The sequence below is a fragment of the Pseudomonas sp. UF-293 genome (assembly GCF_058245595.1).
Map to the genome: position 1 here is coordinate 63,810 of NZ_JBSICA010000009.1, position 16,863 is coordinate 80,672.

Genomic DNA, 16,863 nt, shown 5'->3' on the forward strand with positions numbered 1-16,863 from the left:
GGATTCCCCGATGCGCGTAGCCGTTTACCAATGTCCACCGCTGCCACTGGACCCCGCCGCCAACCTGCAGCGCCTGCATCAGGTGGCGATGGAGGCCAAGGGCGCTGATCTGCTGGTGCTGCCGGAGATGTTCATGACCGGCTACAACATCGGCGCCGAAGCGGTGAGCACACTGGCCGAGGTTTACAACGGTGAATGGGCGCAGCAGATCGGCCGGATTGCCAAGGCTGCGGGTCTGGCGATTGTTTACGGTTACCCGGAGCGCACCGCCGACGGGCAGATCTACAACGCTGTGCAACTGATCGACAGCCACGGCGAACGCCTGGGCAATTACCGCAAGTCGCATCTGTTCGGCGACCTCGACCGGTCGATGTTCAGCCCGGGCGACGCAGAGTTGCCGGTGGTTGAACTGAACGGCTGGAAGCTCGGTTTCCTGATCTGCTATGACCTGGAGTTTCCGGAAAACGCGCGCCGCCTGGCCTTGGCCGGCGCAGAGCTGATTGTGGTGCCAACGGCCAACATGATTCCGTTCGACTTCGTCGCCGACGTCACCGTGCGGGCCCGCGCCTTCGAAAACCAGTGTTACGTGGCTTATGCCAATTACTGCGGACATGAAGGCGATATCCAGTACTGCGGGCAAAGCAGCGTTGCCGCACCGGACGGCAGCCGTATCGCCCTGGCAGGTCTGGACGAGGCGTTGATCGTCGGTGAGCTTGATCGACAACTGATGAACGATTCACGCCAGGCCAACCGCTATCTCAGCGATCGCCGCCCAGAGCTTTACGGCGCGCTCAACCGTCGCTAATCCGCTAGCATGGGCACTTCACTGTTCTGGAAGTGCCCATGCCTGCGCCGACTCATCCCCGCCCCCACTCTGAAACCCTGGCCAACGGCCTGCGCGTGACCCTGCGCCACGTGCCCGGTCTCAAACGCAGCGCTGCCGCGTTGCGCGTGGCGGCCGGCAGCCATGACGTGCCATTGGCATGGCCCGGGCTGGCGCATTTTCTTGAGCACTTGCTGTTTCTCGGCACCGAGCGTTTTCCCACAGACGAAGCGCTGATGGCCTACGTGCAACGTCACGGCGGGCAGGTGAATGCCAGCACCCGCGAGCGCACCACGGACTTTTTCTTTGAGTTGCCCGTGCCGTTGTTCAGCGACGGGGTAGAGCGTCTGTCAGACATGCTCGCCCGGCCGCGTATGAATCTGGACGATCAACTGCGTGAACGGGAAGTTTTGCAGGCGGAATTTATCGCCTGGTCGCAGGATCCGACAGCGCAGCAGCAGTTTGCCTTGTATGAAGGTTTACCAGCGGAGCATCCGTTGCGCGGGTTTCATGCGGGCAATCGGGACAGCTTGCAGGTTGCGTCGCCAGTGTTTCAAACGGCGCTGCGAGACGTCCATCAGCGGTTTTATCGAACCGGGCAAATGACCCTCAGTCTGGTCGGTCCGCAGAGTATTGATGAACTGCGGGAGCTGGCGCGGCAATTTGCAGCGGTGTTGCCGGTTGGGGATAAAGTTGCCGAGGCCGCACCGCCTCCGCTGACAGTGAAAAGTTATCAACAGGTCGGCGCTCACGCGAACCTGTTGTTCGCCTTCGACGGCTTACCCGAATCATCCGCAGAGGCGATGGCCTTCCTCTGTCATTGGTTGAATAGCGCCAAACCCGGTGGATTGCTCGCATACCTGCAGCAACAGAATCTGGCTGACAGCCTGAAAGCCGCGCCGATCTATCAGTTCGCCGGGCAAGCGCTGCTGCATCTGCAATTTCATGCCGACGGTAAGCAGTTGAACGCCATTCACCAACAAATGCTGGACTGGGCGAGCTTTTTCACCCGCCAGGACTGGACCCCGTTGCGCGAGGAATACGCCGCGCTACTTCAGCGCCAGCAACAAGTCAGCGGCGCGTTGCAATTGGCGCGAATCGACATCGAGCAGCGGGCATCCAGCCTGTCCGAATCCGGCGCTGCCACACTTGAGCACATCCTTCGCGAAATCGGTGTTGTGGATAACTTCAGCGATCGTTGGCACCTGCCTGCCGCCAACCCTTTCCTGCGCACCAGTGAACCGCTGGCTAACGCCGGGCTGATTCGCGGACAGACCAGCGCTCACCGCGGCCTGCGCACGTTCGCCCAGGATCGCTCGCGCAGCCGCCGAGAACGTTCGCCGATGCATTTCAGTCAGGCGCTGCCGGACAACAGCGATGAAGGCGCAATCTATCTGCGCTGGCAGGTCGAGGCGGCGGCCAGCGCAGATCTGCGCTCCAGATTGCAGCGCAGTCTGCGCCAGACCCGACAGGATGCGTGCGAAGCCGGAGTGGACTTGTCTTTCAGCGCCGCAGGCAACCAATGGCTGCTGAAAATGAATGGTTTACAGGAGCCCATGCCCAGCGTCCTCGAGCATGCGCTGAAATGTCTGACGATAATCGACGCCGATTCGCCGCGCGAAGACATGCAGATACCGTCAATGCCGATCCGCCAACTACTCGAAGCGTTGCCGGAGAAATGCCTGCCCACGATCGAAACCAGCGATGACGCCAATCAGCTGTGGACAACTTCGCGCTGGGACGGCCTCGCTCTCGGGCTTGGCCAACAAATTCAATCAGCCCTGGGCCTGGCGCTGAGCCGCATTCCCGGCACGCCGGACAATCAGCTGCCGATGACTCCGCGCACCAACGGCGATTACCGCTGGAGTCAGATCGACACGGCGTCTAGCGAACACGCCCTGCTGCTCATCTGCCCGACCGCCAGCAAACACATCGCTGATGAAGCCGCATGGCGCCTGCTTGCACAGCTGTGCCAGACGCCTTTCTACCAGCGCCTGCGCGTCGAATTGCAATTGGGGTACGCCGTGTTCAGCGCGCTGCGTCAGGTGCACGGCACGACCGCCCTCGTCTTCGGCGTGCAATCGCCGACAGCCTCCGCGGCGACCCTGCTGGAACACATCCAAGCGTTCTGCAACGGCATTCCCACGCTGATCGAAACGCTCGATGACGCAGGCCTCGAGCAACAACGCCAGAACCTCGCCGATCAATTCGATCAAGCGACACTGTCCACCAAAGACGCTGCCGAATTGTTCTGGCAGGGCAAACTCGCCGGCCATTCGTCGGATTACCGTGAGCAATTGGTTACAGCGATCCAGCAGCTGGATCACCAGGCTTTGCTGGCCGCTGCGCAGCGTCTGATCAATGCCGATGGCGGCTACCACTGTCTGGCCAATGAACCGATGCCCGGCGCGCCGTGGCAAGCGACAAACTGATCATTACCGAGGCTGCAAGGAGCTTTCTCAAAGATTCACGGGTCACGCCGTTGAAATTTTGAGTAACATAGCCGCCTAACTAATTGGAACAACACCGCGCTGCCGTGGACTATAACTATGGATAGCGCTATCCCAACCCTCAGAAGGAGACATCTCATGGCCTGGACCAAACCTGCTTACACCGACCTGCGCATCGGCTTCGAAGTCACCATGTACTTCGCCAGCCGCTGAGTTCTGCTTACGCAGATTCGCAGTGCAACGCCTCGGCTCGCCGAGGCGTTTTATTTTCCGCGTTGAAATGATGGAGCGTTCATGTTCGTCCAGATTCTGGGTTCGGCCGCCGGTGGCGGTTTTCCGCAGTGGAACTGCAACTGCGTCAACTGCGCAGGCTTTCGCGACGGCAGCCTGAATGCCAAGGCCCGCACCCAATCGTCCATCGCCATTTCCGATGACGGCGTGAACTGGGTGTTGTGCAATGCCTCGCCGGACATCCGCGCGCAACTGCAAAGCTTTGCCCCGATGCAACCGGGCCGGGCCCTGCGCGACACCGGCATCAGCGCGATCATCCTGATGGACAGCCAGATCGACCACACCACCGGCCTGCTCAGCCTGCGCGAAGGCTGCCCGCATCAGGTCTGGTGCACGGACATGGTTCACGAAGACCTCAGCACCGGTTTCCCCCTGTTCAAGATGCTCACCCACTGGAACGGCGGGCTGGAATGGAACCGCATCGAACTCGACCAGAGCTTCACCGTAGCGGCCTGCCCGAACCTGCGTTTCACCCCGTTACCGTTGCGCAGCGCCGCGCCGCCGTATTCGCCGCACCGTTTCGATCCGCATCCGGGCGACAACATCGGCTTGATCGTTGAAGACCTCAACACCGGCGGCAAGCTGTTCTACGCGCCGGGGCTGGGCAAGGTCGATGCGCCGCTGCTGGAAATCATGTCCGGCAGCGATTGCCTGCTGGTCGACGGCACAATGTGGGATGACGATGAAATGCAGCGCCGTGGCGTCGGCACCCGCACCGGTCGCGAGATGGGTCATCTGGCGCAGAACGGCCCCGGCGGCATGCTCGAAGTGCTGGAGCAGTTGCCCGAGCAGCGCAAGGTGCTTATCCACATCAACAACACCAACCCGATCCTTGACGAGGATTCGCCGGAGCGTGCCGAGCTGGCGCGGCGTAATGTTGAAGTGGCGTTTGATGGCATGAGCATCGTGCTTTAAGCAATCGAGACCGCTGCGCGGTCTATCGCGAGCAGGCTCACTCCTACAATGGAATGCGATCAACTGTGGGAGCGAGCCTGCTCGCGAAGAGGCCAGCACTGACACCAAAGATTTCCAGGGTTGTTCCCGGAGAACAGACATGACCAACACCCCGCTGTCCCCCGCCGAATTCGAAGCGGCCCTGCGCGCCAAAGGTGCCTACTACCACATCTACCACCCGTACCACGTGGCGATGTACGAAGGCCGCGCGACCCGCGAGCAGATTCAGGGCTGGGTCGCCAACCGCTTCTACTATCAGGTGAACATTCCCCTGAAAGACGCGGCGATCCTCGCCAATTGCCCGGATCGGGAAATCCGCCGCGAGTGGATTCAGCGCCTGCTCGACCACGACGGCGCGCCCGGTGAAGATGGCGGGATCGAAGCCTGGCTGCGTCTGGGCCAGGCTGTCGGCCTCGACCCGGACCAATTGCGCTCCCAGGAACTGGTGCTGCCCGGCGTGCGTTTCGCCGTCGATGCCTACGTCAACTTCGCCCGTCGCGCCAGTTGGCAGGAGGCCGCAAGCAGCTCGCTGACCGAGCTGTTCGCGCCGCAGATCCACCAGTCGCGCCTGGACAGCTGGCCGCAGCATTACCCGTGGATCGACCCGGCCGGTTACGAATACTTCCGCACCCGTCTCGGTCAGGCGCGGCGTGACGTCGAGCACGGGCTGGCGATCACCCTTAAACACTACAAGACCCGCGAAGGCCAGGAGCGCATGCTGGAAATTCTCCAGTTCAAACTGGACATTCTTTGGAGCATGCTCGATGCCATGAGCATGGCCTATGAACTGAACCGTCCGCCGTATCACAGCGTGACCGAGCAACGGGTCTGGCATAAAGGAATCACCTTATGAGTTTCGACCGCAGCAAAGTGCCGAGCTGGCGCCCGGGCTATCGCTTCCAGTACGAACCGGCGCAGAAGGGCCATGTGTTGCTGTATCCGGAAGGCATGATCAAGCTCAACGAAACGGCTGCGCTGATCGGCGGCTTGATTGATGGCGAACGCGATGTCGCGGCGATCATTGCCAAACTCGACGAGCAGTTCCCCGGCGTGCCCGAGCTCGGTGACGACGTCGAGCAATTCATGGAGGTTGCCCGTGAGCAACACTGGCTCACCCTTGGCTGATCTGCCGGCCAAACCGGAAGTCGGCCTGCCGCTGTGGCTGCTCGCCGAGCTGACCTACCGCTGCCCGCTGCAATGCCCGTATTGCTCCAATCCGCTGGATTTCGCCGAGCAGGGCAGAGAGCTGACCACCGAACAGTGGATCAAGGTATTCCGCGAAGCACGGGAGATGGGCGCGGCGCAACTGGGCTTTTCCGGCGGAGAACCGTTGGTGCGTCAGGATCTGGCCGAACTGATCCATGAAGCGCGGCAGCTAGGTTTCTACACCAACCTGATCACCTCCGGCATTGGCCTGACCGAGCAGAAAATCAGCGACTTCAAAAAGGCCGGGCTCGATCACATCCAGATCAGTTTCCAGGCCAGCGACGAGCAAGTGAACAACCTGCTCGCCGGCTCGAAAAAGGCCTTCGCACAAAAGCTGGAAATGGCGCGTGCGGTAAAGGCCCACGGCTACCCGATGGTGCTGAACTTCGTCACCCATCGGCACAACATCGACAAGATCGACCGCATCATCGAGCTGTGCATTGCGCTTGAAGCCGACTTCGTCGAACTCGCCACATGCCAATTCTACGGCTGGGCGCAGCTCAACCGTGTCGGTCTGTTGCCGACCAGGGAACAACTGGTGCGCGCCGAACGCATCACCAACGAGTACCGGGCCAGGCTGGAAGCCGAAGGGCATCCGTGCAAGCTGATTTTCGTCACCCCCGACTACTACGAAGAACGCCCGAAAGCCTGCATGAACGGCTGGGGCAGCATCTTCCTGACCGTCACCCCGGACGGCACCGCCCTGCCCTGCCATGGTGCCCGCCAGATGCCGGTGCAGTTTCCCAACGTGCGCGATCACAGCATGCAGCACATCTGGTATGACTCGTTCGGCTTCAATCGCTTTCGCGGTTACGACTGGATGCCCGAGCCCTGCCGCTCTTGCGACGAGAAAGAAAAAGACTTCGGCGGCTGCCGCTGCCAGGCGTTCATGCTCACCGGCGACGCCAGTAACGCCGACCCGGTGTGCAGCAAATCCGAACATCATGGTGTGATTCTCCAGGCCCGCGAAGAAGCCGAGACCGCCACTCAAACCATCGAACAATTGGCCTTTCGCAATGAACGAAACTCACGCCTCATCGCCAAGGGCTGAGCCTTTCAGCGCCGCCCAGGCCGTCGCCGCCGGAACCGATTTCGCCGAACTGCAGCACGGCGGCCACGGCGTGTTCTGGAATGAATATCGCCCCGAGGACGCCGCGTGCCGAATCTGGCATTGGCGCGATGGCGTGGCGAAACGTCTGACGCCGGACGGCTTCAGCGTGCGTAGCCGCGTGTACGAATATGGCGGTGGTGCATTTTGTCTGACGCCCGACGGGGTGGTTTTCGTCAATGAAGCGGATCAGCAGTTGTACCGACAGGCGCTGGATGGCGAGCCGGTCGCGCTGACGTCGACTGACTGCCGCTACGGCGATCTGCAATTCGCCGCTGGTCGGGTGTTGGCGGTCGAAGAGCAGCAGGATCGGCATCGCCTGGTGGTGATTGATCTGGCGACGGGTACGCGACAGGTGCTGGCCGAGGGTGCGGATTTTTATGCGTCACCAACGCTCAGCCCCGACGGCCAGCGGCTGGCGTGGATCGAATGGAGCCGACCGCATCAGCCGTGGACCTCGACGCGTTTGATGGTCGCGGAAGATGATTTTTCTGCGCCTCGATGTGTTGCCGGCGAGCAGATGGAGGAGTCGATCCAGCAGCCGCGCTTCGACGCGAACGGCCGGCTCTACTGCCTGACGGATCGTCGCGGCTACTGGCAGCCGTGGGGCGAAACGTCTGATGGCTTGCACGCGCTACCGAGCGCCGAGGCCGATCACGCGCCGGCGCCGTGGCAGCTTGGCGGCTGCACCTGGTTACCTGTCGGCGATCAGATTTTAGCCAGTTGGAGCGAGGGTGGTTTCGGTCGCCTGCGCCTCGGCGATGAGGATTTCAGCGGCGACTACAGCCGCTTCCGCCACTTGGCGATAGATCAACAATTCATCTATTGCATTGCCGCATCGCCGGTCAGCCCGTCGGCAGTGATTGCCATCGATCGTGTCTCTCACGCAGTGAAAGTCCTCGCTGGCGGCGTGGCGCCATTGCCCGCCGAACGCATCAGCCGTCCGCAAACCTTGCGCTATCCAAGCGGCTCAGGCGAGGCGCACGGTTTCTTTTATCCGGCCATGAACGGTGAAGCGAAACCGCCGCTGGTGGTGTTCATCCACGGCGGCCCAACTTCAGCGTGCTATCCAATGCTCGACCCACGCATCCAGTACTGGACGCAGCGCGGCTTTGCCGTCGCCGACCTCAACTATCGCGGCAGCAGTGGCTATGGCCGCGAATATCGGCAGGCGCTGCATCTGCGCTGGGGCGAGGTGGATGTCGAGGATGCCTGCGAAGTGGTGGGTTATCTCGCTGGCCAAGGTTTGATCGATGGCGACCGAGCGTTCATTCGCGGCGGCAGCGCGGGCGGGTACACGACACTGTGCGCATTGGCGTTCAGGCAGGTTTTCCGCGCTGGTGCCAGCCTCTACGGTGTCAGCGATCCGGTCGCACTGGCCCGGGCCACGCACAAGTTCGAGGGTGATTACCTGGACTGGCTGATCGGCGATCCGGAGCTGAATGCCGAACGCTATGCCGCCCGCACGCCGTTGCTGCACGCAGACAATATCCGCGTGCCAGTGATCTTCTTTCAGGGTGAACTGGACGCGGTGGTCGTGCCGCAACAGACCCGTGACATGGTCGCGGCGCTGGAGCACAACGGCATTCCGGTCGAAGCGCATTACTACTCCGACGAGCGCCACGGCTTTCGTCGGGCGGCCAACCAGGCGCATGCATTGGAGCAGGAGTGGACGTTTTATCGGCGGGTGATGGGGCTGGTTGACTGAAAACCGTGTCGCCCCGTTCGCGAGCAGGCTCGCTCCCACAGAGGACTTGTGTACACCACAGATCCAGTGTGGGAGCGAGCCTGCTCGCGAAAGCTATCTAATAGACGCTACCGGACTCAACGCTTGGCGATGATATACACCGCATGCACGATCCCCGGAATGTAGCCGCACAACGTCAGCAGAATGTTCAGCCAGAACGCCCCGCCAAACCCGACCTGCAGAAACACGCCCAGTGGCGGCAACAGAATAGCGATGATGATGCGAATGAAATCCATGGGGCAGCTCCTGAATGGGGGTTGGCTCACTTGAGCCATACAAGCTAATCGACACGCGCCGTTCGTCAGGGTTCATTACGCTTGCTATTTGATCGCCAGCATCGCAAAAAAACGCCCCACGCCAAAAGATTCAGGCGTGGGGCGTGCGTTATACCGCGAGACGGTTCAGGTGATCGGTTGGGGCAGCTCGGCTCAGACGGCAATGCCTTTGCGGCAGTGCACTTGGGCGGTGCGCATCCGGGAGAAGGCGCGGCCCAGGCGCAGAAGCATTTCGTCAATATTGGCTTTGCTGACAGTGAGGGCCGGGGTGAATCGCAGGCAGTCAGGCTGCACGGCGTTCAGTATCAGGCCTTCGTGCAGTGCGGCGTGAACGACGGCGTCGGCGCATTCGTCGGACAGCGTCAGGCCATGGAACAGGCCTTGGCCGCGCAACTCGCCGTGGCCGTAGCGATACGCCAGTCGCGCCAGACCTTCGCGCAAGTGCTGGCCGTTGTCGTTGACCTGCTGGAGGAAGCTGCGGTCATGGATGCTGTCGAGCACCACCAGACCGGCCGCCGTCATTAGTGCATTACCGTGATGAGTGCCGCCCAATTCGCCAACGCCGAAACAGCAGGCCGTGCCCCGCGCCAGCAAAGCCGCCAATGGCAAGCCGCCGCCAAGGCCTTTGCCGAGCACGACGATATCGGCGCGAATGCCGTAGGACTGTTCGGCGAGCAAAGTGCCGCAGCGGCCGATGCCGGTCTGCACTTCGTCGAGAATCAGCAGAATGCCCAGTTCACGACACAGTCGCTCGACGCCTTTGAGATAGTGCTCGGTTGCGGGAATGACCCCGGCATCGCTCTGGATCGGCTCCAGCATGATTGCTACGGTTTGCGCGTCGACCGCCGCATGCAGCGCCGGCAAGTCGTTGAATGGCACCTGATCAATCGTCGGCAGACTGCGGCCATGGCAACCCTGCTGGGCGACGATGATCCGCGAAGCCCCGCTGCGATGCAGTTGCCCCCATTTGCGCGCCAGTTTGATCGCCGCCTCACAGGCCTCGCTGCCACTGTTGAGCAGGTACGCCTGATCGCTGGACGTGCTGGCGCACAAGCGTTCGGCGAGGCTGAGCATGCCGCGATTATGCAGGTTAAAGCCTGGGTTGATCAGCGCCTGAGCCTGATTGGCGATGGCTTTGACCAACGCCGTGGGGCTGTGGCCAAGGCTGTTGGCGCCGCCGGCCTGGGAAAAGTCCAGGTAGGCGCGATCATTGCTGTCCCACAGCCATGAGCCCTGGCCCCGAACGAACACTTGATGCGGTCGCTCAACACTGGGCATCAGGCGTTGGGCATTGAGGTGGTCGGTCATAGCGGATGGCCCCGCCTCGAAGGTGAGGTAGTCCAGACTCGGCGTCTGGCGCCGCAAACTGAACAGATTCATGCGAAAAAACCTCGCTTGAGGTTTTTTGAACTGCCTATGTAAGCACTAACGAAGCAAATGGAATTCATCACGCTTTCTGGCCCTGTAAGCCTTGTGAATGCGGTTAGACTAGGCGCGCAAACGGCTTCAGGCCATTTCGATTTCCCAGCCATTTCGATAAGCGCTACTTATGGATTTCAAACAACTGCGTTATTTCGTCGCGGTCTACGAAGAAGGCCATGTCGGCCGTGCGGCTGAGCGCTTGTCGATCTCGCAACCGGCGCTGTCGCAACAGATCCGTCAGTTGGAGCAGAATCTCGACGTCACCCTGTTCGAACGCAGCAGTAAACGCCTGCTGCCGACTCTCGCTGCGCATACGCTGTACAACCACGCATTGCCATTGCTCGACGGCTTGCAGCGGGCGCGCGAGGCGCTGGGTAATTTCAAGGGGCAGGCGTTGCGCACCCTGGCGATCGGTGTGCTGCAAACGGTGCACACCAGCCTCGTGCCGCAAATGCTCGAACGTGTGCGCAAGGCGCAGCCGCATCTGGTGGTGCAGATCTATGAACTTACGGGGCTGGAAATCGAGCGGCGTCTGCTCAATGGTTCGCTGGACATCGGTATCAGCTATCTGCCACCGCGCCAACCCGGTCTGCACGGCGTGTTGCTGTATGAAGACGAACTGACGCTGGTCATCCCGGCCGACCATCCATTGCGCGAGTTCAAGAAAGTCTCGATGCGCCAGGCCGCTGAGTTGCCAATGTTGCTGCTCGGCGAAGAATTCCAGATCCGGCAGATCTGGCAGGCACAACTGACCAGCCTCGGACGACGCCCGCAGGTGCAGGCCGAGTTGAACAATATGCTGGGGATTCTCGACAGCCTGCCGCACACCAAACTGGCGACAGTGTTACCGGGACGTTCGCAAAAGGAATACGACGATGGAGATTTGCTGTGGAAACCGCTGAGCGAACCGCGCGTGCCGTTGAAAGTCGGCCTGGTGTGCCGCGATGTACAACGCCAGCAGGCCTCGTTGGCATTGCTGCGGACATTGCTTGAAGAGGTGATCAATCGCGAAGTGAAGCCGCCCCTCGATCCGCTCGCCTGAAACTTTTCTTCAGGCAAAAGAAAACCCCGCCGAAGCGGGGCTTTGCAGACTGTTTCCCTGACATCCATTTCACTCCGCCACCCTGGCAGAATCCTACGTGTCCGTGTTGTTTACTTTGCGCTTCCTGCGCGACGTCCATGAAATGTAGATTAGCCGTGGATCCAATGTACGGATATGGGAGAACAGCAGCACGTCACGTAAGCAAATGCTTACATGATGTCTACATGATCAAAACTGTGCCGCATCCAGCAGGAACAGCGACTCGCTACCGGCTCTGACTGACGCGCTCAACGAGTGGATACGCGGCAGCAAACGGGCGAAATAGAAGCGCGCGGTGCCCAGCTTGCTCGCATAGAAATCATCTTGCGCCTCCTTGCCCAGCGAGGCTTTGGCCATCAACGCCCACATGTAGGCGTAGGCCGTGTAGCCGAACGCTTGCAAATATTCGACCGAGGCCGCGCCAATTTCGTTCGGATTGTTTTTCGCCCGGTCCAGCAGCCACGCGGTCAGCTCGTCGAGGGTGTCGACGGCATCGTTCAGCGGCTTGGTGAACTCGCCCAGATCGGCGCTGGCGGTGGCGGTGAAATGGCGGATCTCGTCAGCGAACAGCTGGTAGAACGCGCCGCCACTGCCAACGATCTTGCGCCCGACCAGGTCCAGCGCCTGAATGCCATTGGTGCCTTCGTAGATCTGAGTGATGCGCACGTCACGCACCAGTTGCTCCTGGCCCCACTCGCGGATGTAACCGTGGCCGCCGAAAATTTGCTGGCCATGGACGGTGGTTTCCAGACCCAGGTCGGTCAGAAAGGCTTTCGCTACCGGCGTCAGCAGCGCCACCAGATCTTCTGCGCGCTTGCGGGTGGTCGCGTCTTCGCTGAACTTGGCGGTGTCGAGTTGCATCGCCACATAAGTGGAGAACGCACGGCCGCCTTCGTTCGAGGCTTTCATGGTCAGCAGCATGCGCCGCACGTCCGGATGAACGATGATCGGGTCAGCGACTTTGTCCTTGTTCTGCGCGCCGGTCGGCGAACGGCTCTGCAGACGATCGCGCGCATACTCGACGGCGTTCTGGTAAGAGCGCTCGCCGGTGGCCAGGCCTTGAATACCAACGCCCAGACGCTCGTAGTTCATCATGGTGAACATCGCGGCCAGGCCTTTGTTCGGCTCGCCGACCAGATAGCCAACAGCCTCGTCGAAGTTCATCACGCAGGTCGCCGAAGCCTGGATGCCCATCTTGTGTTCGATCGAACCGCAGTTGGCCGGGTTGCGTGCGCCGAGGCTGCCGTCGGCATTGACCATGAACTTTGGCACCAGGAACAGCGAAATGCCTTTTGGACCGGCCGGCGCGTCCGGCAGCTTGGCCAGTACCAGATGAATGATGTTCTCGGTGAGGTCGTGCTCGCCGCCAGTGATGAAGATCTTGGTGCCGCTGACCTTGTAGGAACCATCGGCCTGAGGTTCGGCTTTGGTGCGAATAATGCCCAGATCAGTGCCGGCATGCGGCTCGGTCAGGCACATGGAGCCGGCCCAGATGCCGGCGTACATGTTCGGCAGGTACGCAGCTTTCAGTTCTTCGCTGGCGTGGGCATTGATCGACAGGCAGGCGCCAGCAGTCAGCATCGGGTACAGACCGAACGCTAGGCTGGCGGAGTTGACCATTTCTTCGACCTGCGCCGACACGGCTTTGGGCATGCCCATGCCGCCGTAGGCCGGATCGCCGCCAACGCCGACCCAGCCGCCTTCGGCATAAGTCTGATAGGCCCGTGGGAAACCGGCCGGCGTGGTGACCGCACCGTCCGCCCAATGGCAACCTTGCTCGTCAGCGGCACGGCTCAGCGGCGCGATGCTTTTGCTGGTGACCTTGCCGGCCTCTTCGAGAATCGCTTCAACGGTTTCGGCGTCGACGGTCTCGGCCAGCGCCGGCAGCTCGGCCCAGAGTTTGGCGACCTCGAACACTTCATTGAGGACGAAGCGCATATCGCGCAGCGGCGCTTTGTAGTCAGCCATGGCAAACCTCGCAAGATCTAAACAGGTGGTTCGTGGAATGATGTTTTCGTTGATCCGGAGTGTACCTCAACAACTTTTGCGACACATAGGGTCAACCGGTGACTGATTTGTTATTTTTAGTCACCGACAAAAGATCGCAGCCCCGCCACCCCCAAATCCCATGTAGGAGCTGCCGAAGGCTGCGATCTTTTGATCTTCCTTAAAGCGCAAACACCTCCGCCGGCAACTTCATCAAACACTCACTCCCCGCCTCTATAGCCGCCCGATGCGCCGCCGTACGTGGCAACAGTCGCTTGAAGTAAAACTCGCACGTCGCCAATTTCCCCCGCAGGTAATCCGCCTCACCCTCGCCCGCCTCCAGCTGTGCCTGGGCCACCAATGCCATGCGCAGCCACAGGTAGCCCAGGATGATGTAACCGCTGTACATCAGATAATCCACCGACGCAGCGCCGACTTCATCCGGGTTCTTCATGGCGGCCATGCCGACCTTCATGGTCACGTCGCCCCACTGTTGATTGAGCCCATTGAGTTGCGCCACGAAGCTACCCAATTGCGCATGTTCGGCGTTTGCTGCGCAGAACTTGTGGACGATTTTGGTAAAGCCGCGCAGCAGCTTGCCCTGACTGCCCAGCACCTTGCGCCCGAGCAGGTCGAGCGCCTGAATGCCGTTGGTGCCCTCGTAGATCGGCGCAATCCGGCAATCGCGCACCAGTTGCTCCATGCCCCACTCACGAATGAATCCGTGGCCGCCGAACACCTGCATGCCGTGGTTGGTCACTTCCAGCCCGGTGTCGGTCATGAACGCCTTGCAGATCGGCGTGAGGAACGCCAACAGGTCCTCGGCTTCCTGACGCGCCTCGGCATCGCTGCTCAGATGCGCGACATCGAGCATCTGCGCAGTGAAATAGGTCAGCGCGCGGTTGCCTTCATTGAAGGCTTTCATGGTCAGCAACATACGCCGCACATCGGGGTGGACGATGATCGGATCGGCAGGTTTTTCCGGGGCCTTGGCACCGGTCAGCGCGCGCATTTGCAGGCGGTCGTTGGCGTACTTGATCGCACCCTGAAAACTCGCCTCGCCCAGACACAGCCCCTGCATACCGGTACCGAGCCGTGCGTGGTTCATCATGGTGAACATGCAGTTGAGGCCCTTGTTCGGCTCGCCGATCAGGTAACCGGTGGCGGCATCGAAGTTCAGCACGCAGGTGGCCGAAGCCTTGATACCCATCTTGTGCTCGATCGAACCACAGGACACGCCGTTGCGCTCACCCGCTTCGCCTGCTGCATCGGGCAGGAACTTGGGCACGATAAACAGAGAAATGCCCTTGGTTCCAGCCGGTGCATCCGGCAGCTTGGCCAGCACCAGATGGATGATGTTGTCGCTCAGGTCATGCTCGCCGGCAGAAATGAAAATCTTGCTGCCGGTGATCGCGTAGCTGCCGTCGGCCCGGGGCACCGCGCGGGTCTTGATGATGCCCAGATCGGTACCGCAGTGGGCTTCGGTCAGGCACATAGTGCCAGTCCACTGGCCAGCGGTGAGTTTGCTCAGGTAGGTGTCTTTCTGCTCGGCGGTACCGTGGGCGTGGATCGCCGACATCGCGCCGTGAGTGAGGCCCGGGTACATGCCCCAGGACGTGTTGCTGGAGCCGACCATTTCGCTGATCACCAGCCCCAGCGAACTCGGCAAACCTTGGCCACCGTAAGCCGGATCGGCCGCCAACCCGTGCCAGCCGCCCTCGACATATTGTGCGAAGGCCTGCTTGAAGCCTGTAGGCGTTGTCACCACGCCGTTGTCGAAATGGCAGCCCTCTTCGTCGCCGCTGCGATTGAGCGGTGCCAGAACGTTCTCGCAGAACTTCGCGCCTTCTTCGAGGATCGCGCTGATCATGTCCGGGCTGGCGTCATGCGCGCCGAGATTGGCGTAGCTGGTATGGAAGTCGAAGACGTGATCGATCAGAAAGCGCATGTCGCGCAGGGGAGCTTTGTACTCAGGCATGGTGGCTTCTCCGTCAGCAGATTTCTCCAACCTACTGCCGGCCACCACGCGCGACAATCATCGTGCAGGCGCTGAATGCGCCGTCATCACTCAACCCGCAGCAGTGTCCATGCGCACCGCGCCACGGCGGTTCTGCCCGAACGCCATGACGCAGTTACGCCCGGCGCCCTTGGCGCTGTACAACGCCTGGTCGGCGGACTTGAGCACTTCTTCAGGGGTGCGCTGCTCGACGCGTTCGGCGACGCCGATACTCACCGTCACCGACACCGCCGAAGCCCCGGAACCGCTACGGCGCTGGCGACCTTGCTGATCATCCTGCGGGCGGTTTTCCTGGTTGCGTAGCTGAATGCTGTAGGACGCAATCGATTCGCGGATCACTTCCAGGTGTGGCATGCACTCCTCAAGGGTTTTGCCTGCGAAGACCAAGGCAAATTCCTCGCCACCGTAGCGATACGCCCTACCGCCACCGCTGATTTTCGATAGTTTGCTGGCGACCAGACGCAAAACCTGATCACCGACATCGTGGCCGTGGGTGTCGTTGAATTTCTTGAAGTGATCGACGTCGCTCATCGCCAGCACGTAGTTGCGCCCCAGGCGCTGCATGCGTTCGTTGAGCGCGCGTCGTCCCGGCAGACCGGTGAGCTCGTCGCGGAAGGCCATTTGATAGGCCTCATGCGCAACCGCCGCAGCGATCATCAGCATCACCTGGCTGCACATGATGTTCAGGGTGAACGGCAGAATGAAGGTCTTCGGCAACATCCAGAACACCCCGAGCAAGCCGACCAGTTGCGCCGCGTGCAGCGGGCGCGGGTTGCGCCAGTATTGCCAGGCCAGAAGCAGGAAGGCCGAGATGAAAACCGGGTAGGACAACTGGATGAGACTCATCCACGCGCCGTGCAGCGCCGGCCAGCGGATCTCCGACAACCACAGCAGCAGCGCCTGTGGGTAACTTTGTTCCAGCCCTAGCGCCACGCTGCCAAACGCTAGCAGCACAGCGAACCGGGCAACCATGTCCTGAAACAGATGGGTACGTTCCTGCCATGCGGCGAATAATCCGAACAACAGCGGCAGCAGCAGGCAGACCAGATGAAACACCACCGCAGCGTCTTCGCGAACCTTGCCGTTGTCGCGGTAGAAATCGGTCTGGGTATCAAGCAGAAAGTAGGCGATGTACACCGTGAGCATCAGAAACAGTTCGCGCTGCCGTCGGTACACCGCGCAATACGCCCCGCCGAGGAGCAGAACCAATGTCGGCAGAACGTTGAACAGCGACGTGAAAAACACGCTGAGGTCTTTGACGTACGCAGCCGCCAACCCCGCAAGCAATAACAGCAGTGATGGCAGGAAATGGCTGAAACGTACAGCGGAAGAACGCGGCAAGGGTAAGCTCCGACCCGTCATAGCAAAGAGATGGCATTGTGCCTGCAAAGTGCGGCCAAGCCCACACAATGTGATCCAGATCACACATGGTCTCTGTAACGGCCGCAAGCTCGACTATCTGAGCCATCCGCTAACAAAAAAACCGCTGCCCCCTAACGGGAG

The 16,863-nt window shown here is 60.9% G+C and carries 14 protein-coding genes; 9 read left to right on the plus strand and 5 right to left on the minus strand.

Annotated elements, in window-relative coordinates; translation table 11 throughout:
* The first annotated feature begins 10 nt into the window (after positions 1-10).
* The 8 genes from AC4IHP_RS12530 to AC4IHP_RS12565 all read left to right on the plus strand — a co-directional run bounded on the left by AC4IHP_RS12530 (position 11) and on the right by AC4IHP_RS12565 (position 8,540).
* A complete protein-coding gene (locus tag AC4IHP_RS12530) occupies positions 11-805 on the plus strand; it encodes a carbon-nitrogen hydrolase family protein (RefSeq protein ID WP_490831803.1) in 795 nt (264 codons plus the stop codon).
* A 38-nt stretch (positions 806-843) separates the two neighbouring features.
* Positions 844-3,255, plus strand: a complete 2,412-nt coding sequence (gene pqqF, locus AC4IHP_RS12535; RefSeq protein ID WP_490831804.1) for a pyrroloquinoline quinone biosynthesis protein PqqF — start codon at positions 844-846, stop codon at positions 3,253-3,255.
* Between the two features lie 156 nt (positions 3,256-3,411).
* A complete protein-coding gene (gene pqqA, locus AC4IHP_RS12540; RefSeq protein ID WP_003444522.1) occupies positions 3,412-3,486 on the plus strand; it encodes a pyrroloquinoline quinone precursor peptide PqqA in 75 nt (24 codons plus the stop codon).
* 81 nt (positions 3,487-3,567) lie between these two features.
* Entirely contained in the window at positions 3,568-4,479 is a 912-nt protein-coding gene (pqqB, locus tag AC4IHP_RS12545) for a pyrroloquinoline quinone biosynthesis protein PqqB (protein WP_460121885.1), read from the plus strand.
* Positions 4,480-4,618: 139 nt separating this feature from the next.
* Positions 4,619-5,371 carry a pyrroloquinoline-quinone synthase PqqC gene (pqqC, locus tag AC4IHP_RS12550; protein WP_490831805.1) on the plus strand — a complete coding sequence of 251 codons (753 nt, stop codon included), beginning with the start codon at positions 4,619-4,621 and terminating at the stop codon, positions 5,369-5,371.
* Positions 5,368-5,643 carry a pyrroloquinoline quinone biosynthesis peptide chaperone PqqD gene (gene pqqD / locus AC4IHP_RS12555; protein ID WP_460121888.1) on the plus strand — a complete coding sequence of 92 codons (276 nt, stop codon included), beginning with the start codon at positions 5,368-5,370 and terminating at the stop codon, positions 5,641-5,643. Before pqqC ends, pqqD begins: the two co-directional genes overlap by 4 nt.
* Entirely contained in the window at positions 5,615-6,775 is a 1,161-nt protein-coding gene (gene pqqE / locus AC4IHP_RS12560) for a pyrroloquinoline quinone biosynthesis protein PqqE (protein WP_490831806.1), read from the plus strand. The genes pqqD and pqqE overlap by 29 nt, the downstream gene beginning before the upstream one ends.
* Positions 6,741-8,540 carry an alpha/beta hydrolase family protein gene (locus AC4IHP_RS12565; protein WP_490831807.1) on the plus strand — a complete coding sequence of 600 codons (1,800 nt, stop codon included), beginning with the start codon at positions 6,741-6,743 and terminating at the stop codon, positions 8,538-8,540. Before pqqE ends, AC4IHP_RS12565 begins: the two co-directional genes overlap by 35 nt.
* A gap of 116 nt (positions 8,541-8,656) precedes the next feature.
* Here the strand turns inward: AC4IHP_RS12565 and AC4IHP_RS12570 are convergent, their stop codons facing one another.
* Both AC4IHP_RS12570 and AC4IHP_RS12575 read right to left on the minus strand, forming a co-directional pair.
* A complete protein-coding gene (locus AC4IHP_RS12570) occupies positions 8,657-8,815 on the minus strand; it encodes a YqaE/Pmp3 family membrane protein (RefSeq protein ID WP_003228885.1) in 159 nt (52 codons plus the stop codon).
* A 192-nt stretch (positions 8,816-9,007) separates the two neighbouring features.
* Positions 9,008-10,234 carry an aspartate aminotransferase family protein gene (locus AC4IHP_RS12575; RefSeq protein ID WP_490831808.1) on the minus strand — a complete coding sequence of 409 codons (1,227 nt, stop codon included), beginning with the start codon at positions 10,232-10,234 and terminating at the stop codon, positions 9,008-9,010.
* Positions 10,235-10,403: 169 nt separating this feature from the next.
* On the opposite strand from AC4IHP_RS12575, the gene AC4IHP_RS12580 reads away from it, so the two are divergent.
* Positions 10,404-11,318 carry a LysR family transcriptional regulator gene (locus tag AC4IHP_RS12580; protein WP_460121896.1) on the plus strand — a complete coding sequence of 305 codons (915 nt, stop codon included), beginning with the start codon at positions 10,404-10,406 and terminating at the stop codon, positions 11,316-11,318.
* A gap of 228 nt (positions 11,319-11,546) precedes the next feature.
* On the opposite strand, the gene AC4IHP_RS12585 is transcribed toward AC4IHP_RS12580, so the two are convergent.
* From AC4IHP_RS12585 to AC4IHP_RS12595, 3 genes are all read right to left on the minus strand, one after another.
* Entirely contained in the window at positions 11,547-13,325 is a 1,779-nt protein-coding gene (locus tag AC4IHP_RS12585; RefSeq protein WP_490831809.1) for an acyl-CoA dehydrogenase C-terminal domain-containing protein, read from the minus strand.
* Between the two features lie 199 nt (positions 13,326-13,524).
* Positions 13,525-15,321, minus strand: coding sequence for an acyl-CoA dehydrogenase C-terminal domain-containing protein (locus AC4IHP_RS12590; protein WP_490831810.1), 1,797 nt, complete (start codon positions 15,319-15,321; stop codon positions 13,525-13,527).
* 90 nt (positions 15,322-15,411) lie between these two features.
* Positions 15,412-16,701: a GGDEF domain-containing protein gene (locus AC4IHP_RS12595; RefSeq protein WP_041476719.1), complete on the minus strand. Its 1,290-nt coding sequence runs from the start codon at positions 16,699-16,701 to the stop codon at positions 15,412-15,414.
* Positions 16,702-16,863: the final 162 nt, after the last annotated feature.

Bases quoted from the DNA above. Each gene is read 5' to 3' on its own strand.
- AC4IHP_RS12580 (WP_460121896.1), top strand. From the start codon at position 10,404: ATGGATTTCAAACAACTGCGTTATTTCGTCGCGGTCTACGAAGAAGGC.
- pqqD (WP_460121888.1), top strand. From the start codon at position 5,368: ATGAGTTTCGACCGCAGCAAAGTGCCGAGCTGGCGCCCGGGCTATCGC.
- pqqC (WP_490831805.1), top strand. From the start codon at position 4,619: ATGACCAACACCCCGCTGTCCCCCGCCGAATTCGAAGCGGCCCTGCGC.
- pqqB (WP_460121885.1), top strand. From the start codon at position 3,568: ATGTTCGTCCAGATTCTGGGTTCGGCCGCCGGTGGCGGTTTTCCGCAG.
- AC4IHP_RS12585 (WP_490831809.1), bottom strand. From the start codon at position 13,325: ATGGCTGACTACAAAGCGCCGCTGCGCGATATGCGCTTCGTCCTCAAT.
- pqqF (WP_490831804.1), top strand. From the start codon at position 844: ATGCCTGCGCCGACTCATCCCCGCCCCCACTCTGAAACCCTGGCCAAC.
- AC4IHP_RS12590 (WP_490831810.1), bottom strand. From the start codon at position 15,321: ATGCCTGAGTACAAAGCTCCCCTGCGCGACATGCGCTTTCTGATCGAT.
- AC4IHP_RS12530 (WP_490831803.1), top strand. From the start codon at position 11: ATGCGCGTAGCCGTTTACCAATGTCCACCGCTGCCACTGGACCCCGCC.
- AC4IHP_RS12570 (WP_003228885.1), bottom strand. From the start codon at position 8,815: ATGGATTTCATTCGCATCATCATCGCTATTCTGTTGCCGCCACTGGGC.
- AC4IHP_RS12575 (WP_490831808.1), bottom strand. From the start codon at position 10,234: ATGAATCTGTTCAGTTTGCGGCGCCAGACGCCGAGTCTGGACTACCTC.
- AC4IHP_RS12565 (WP_490831807.1), top strand. From the start codon at position 6,741: ATGAACGAAACTCACGCCTCATCGCCAAGGGCTGAGCCTTTCAGCGCC.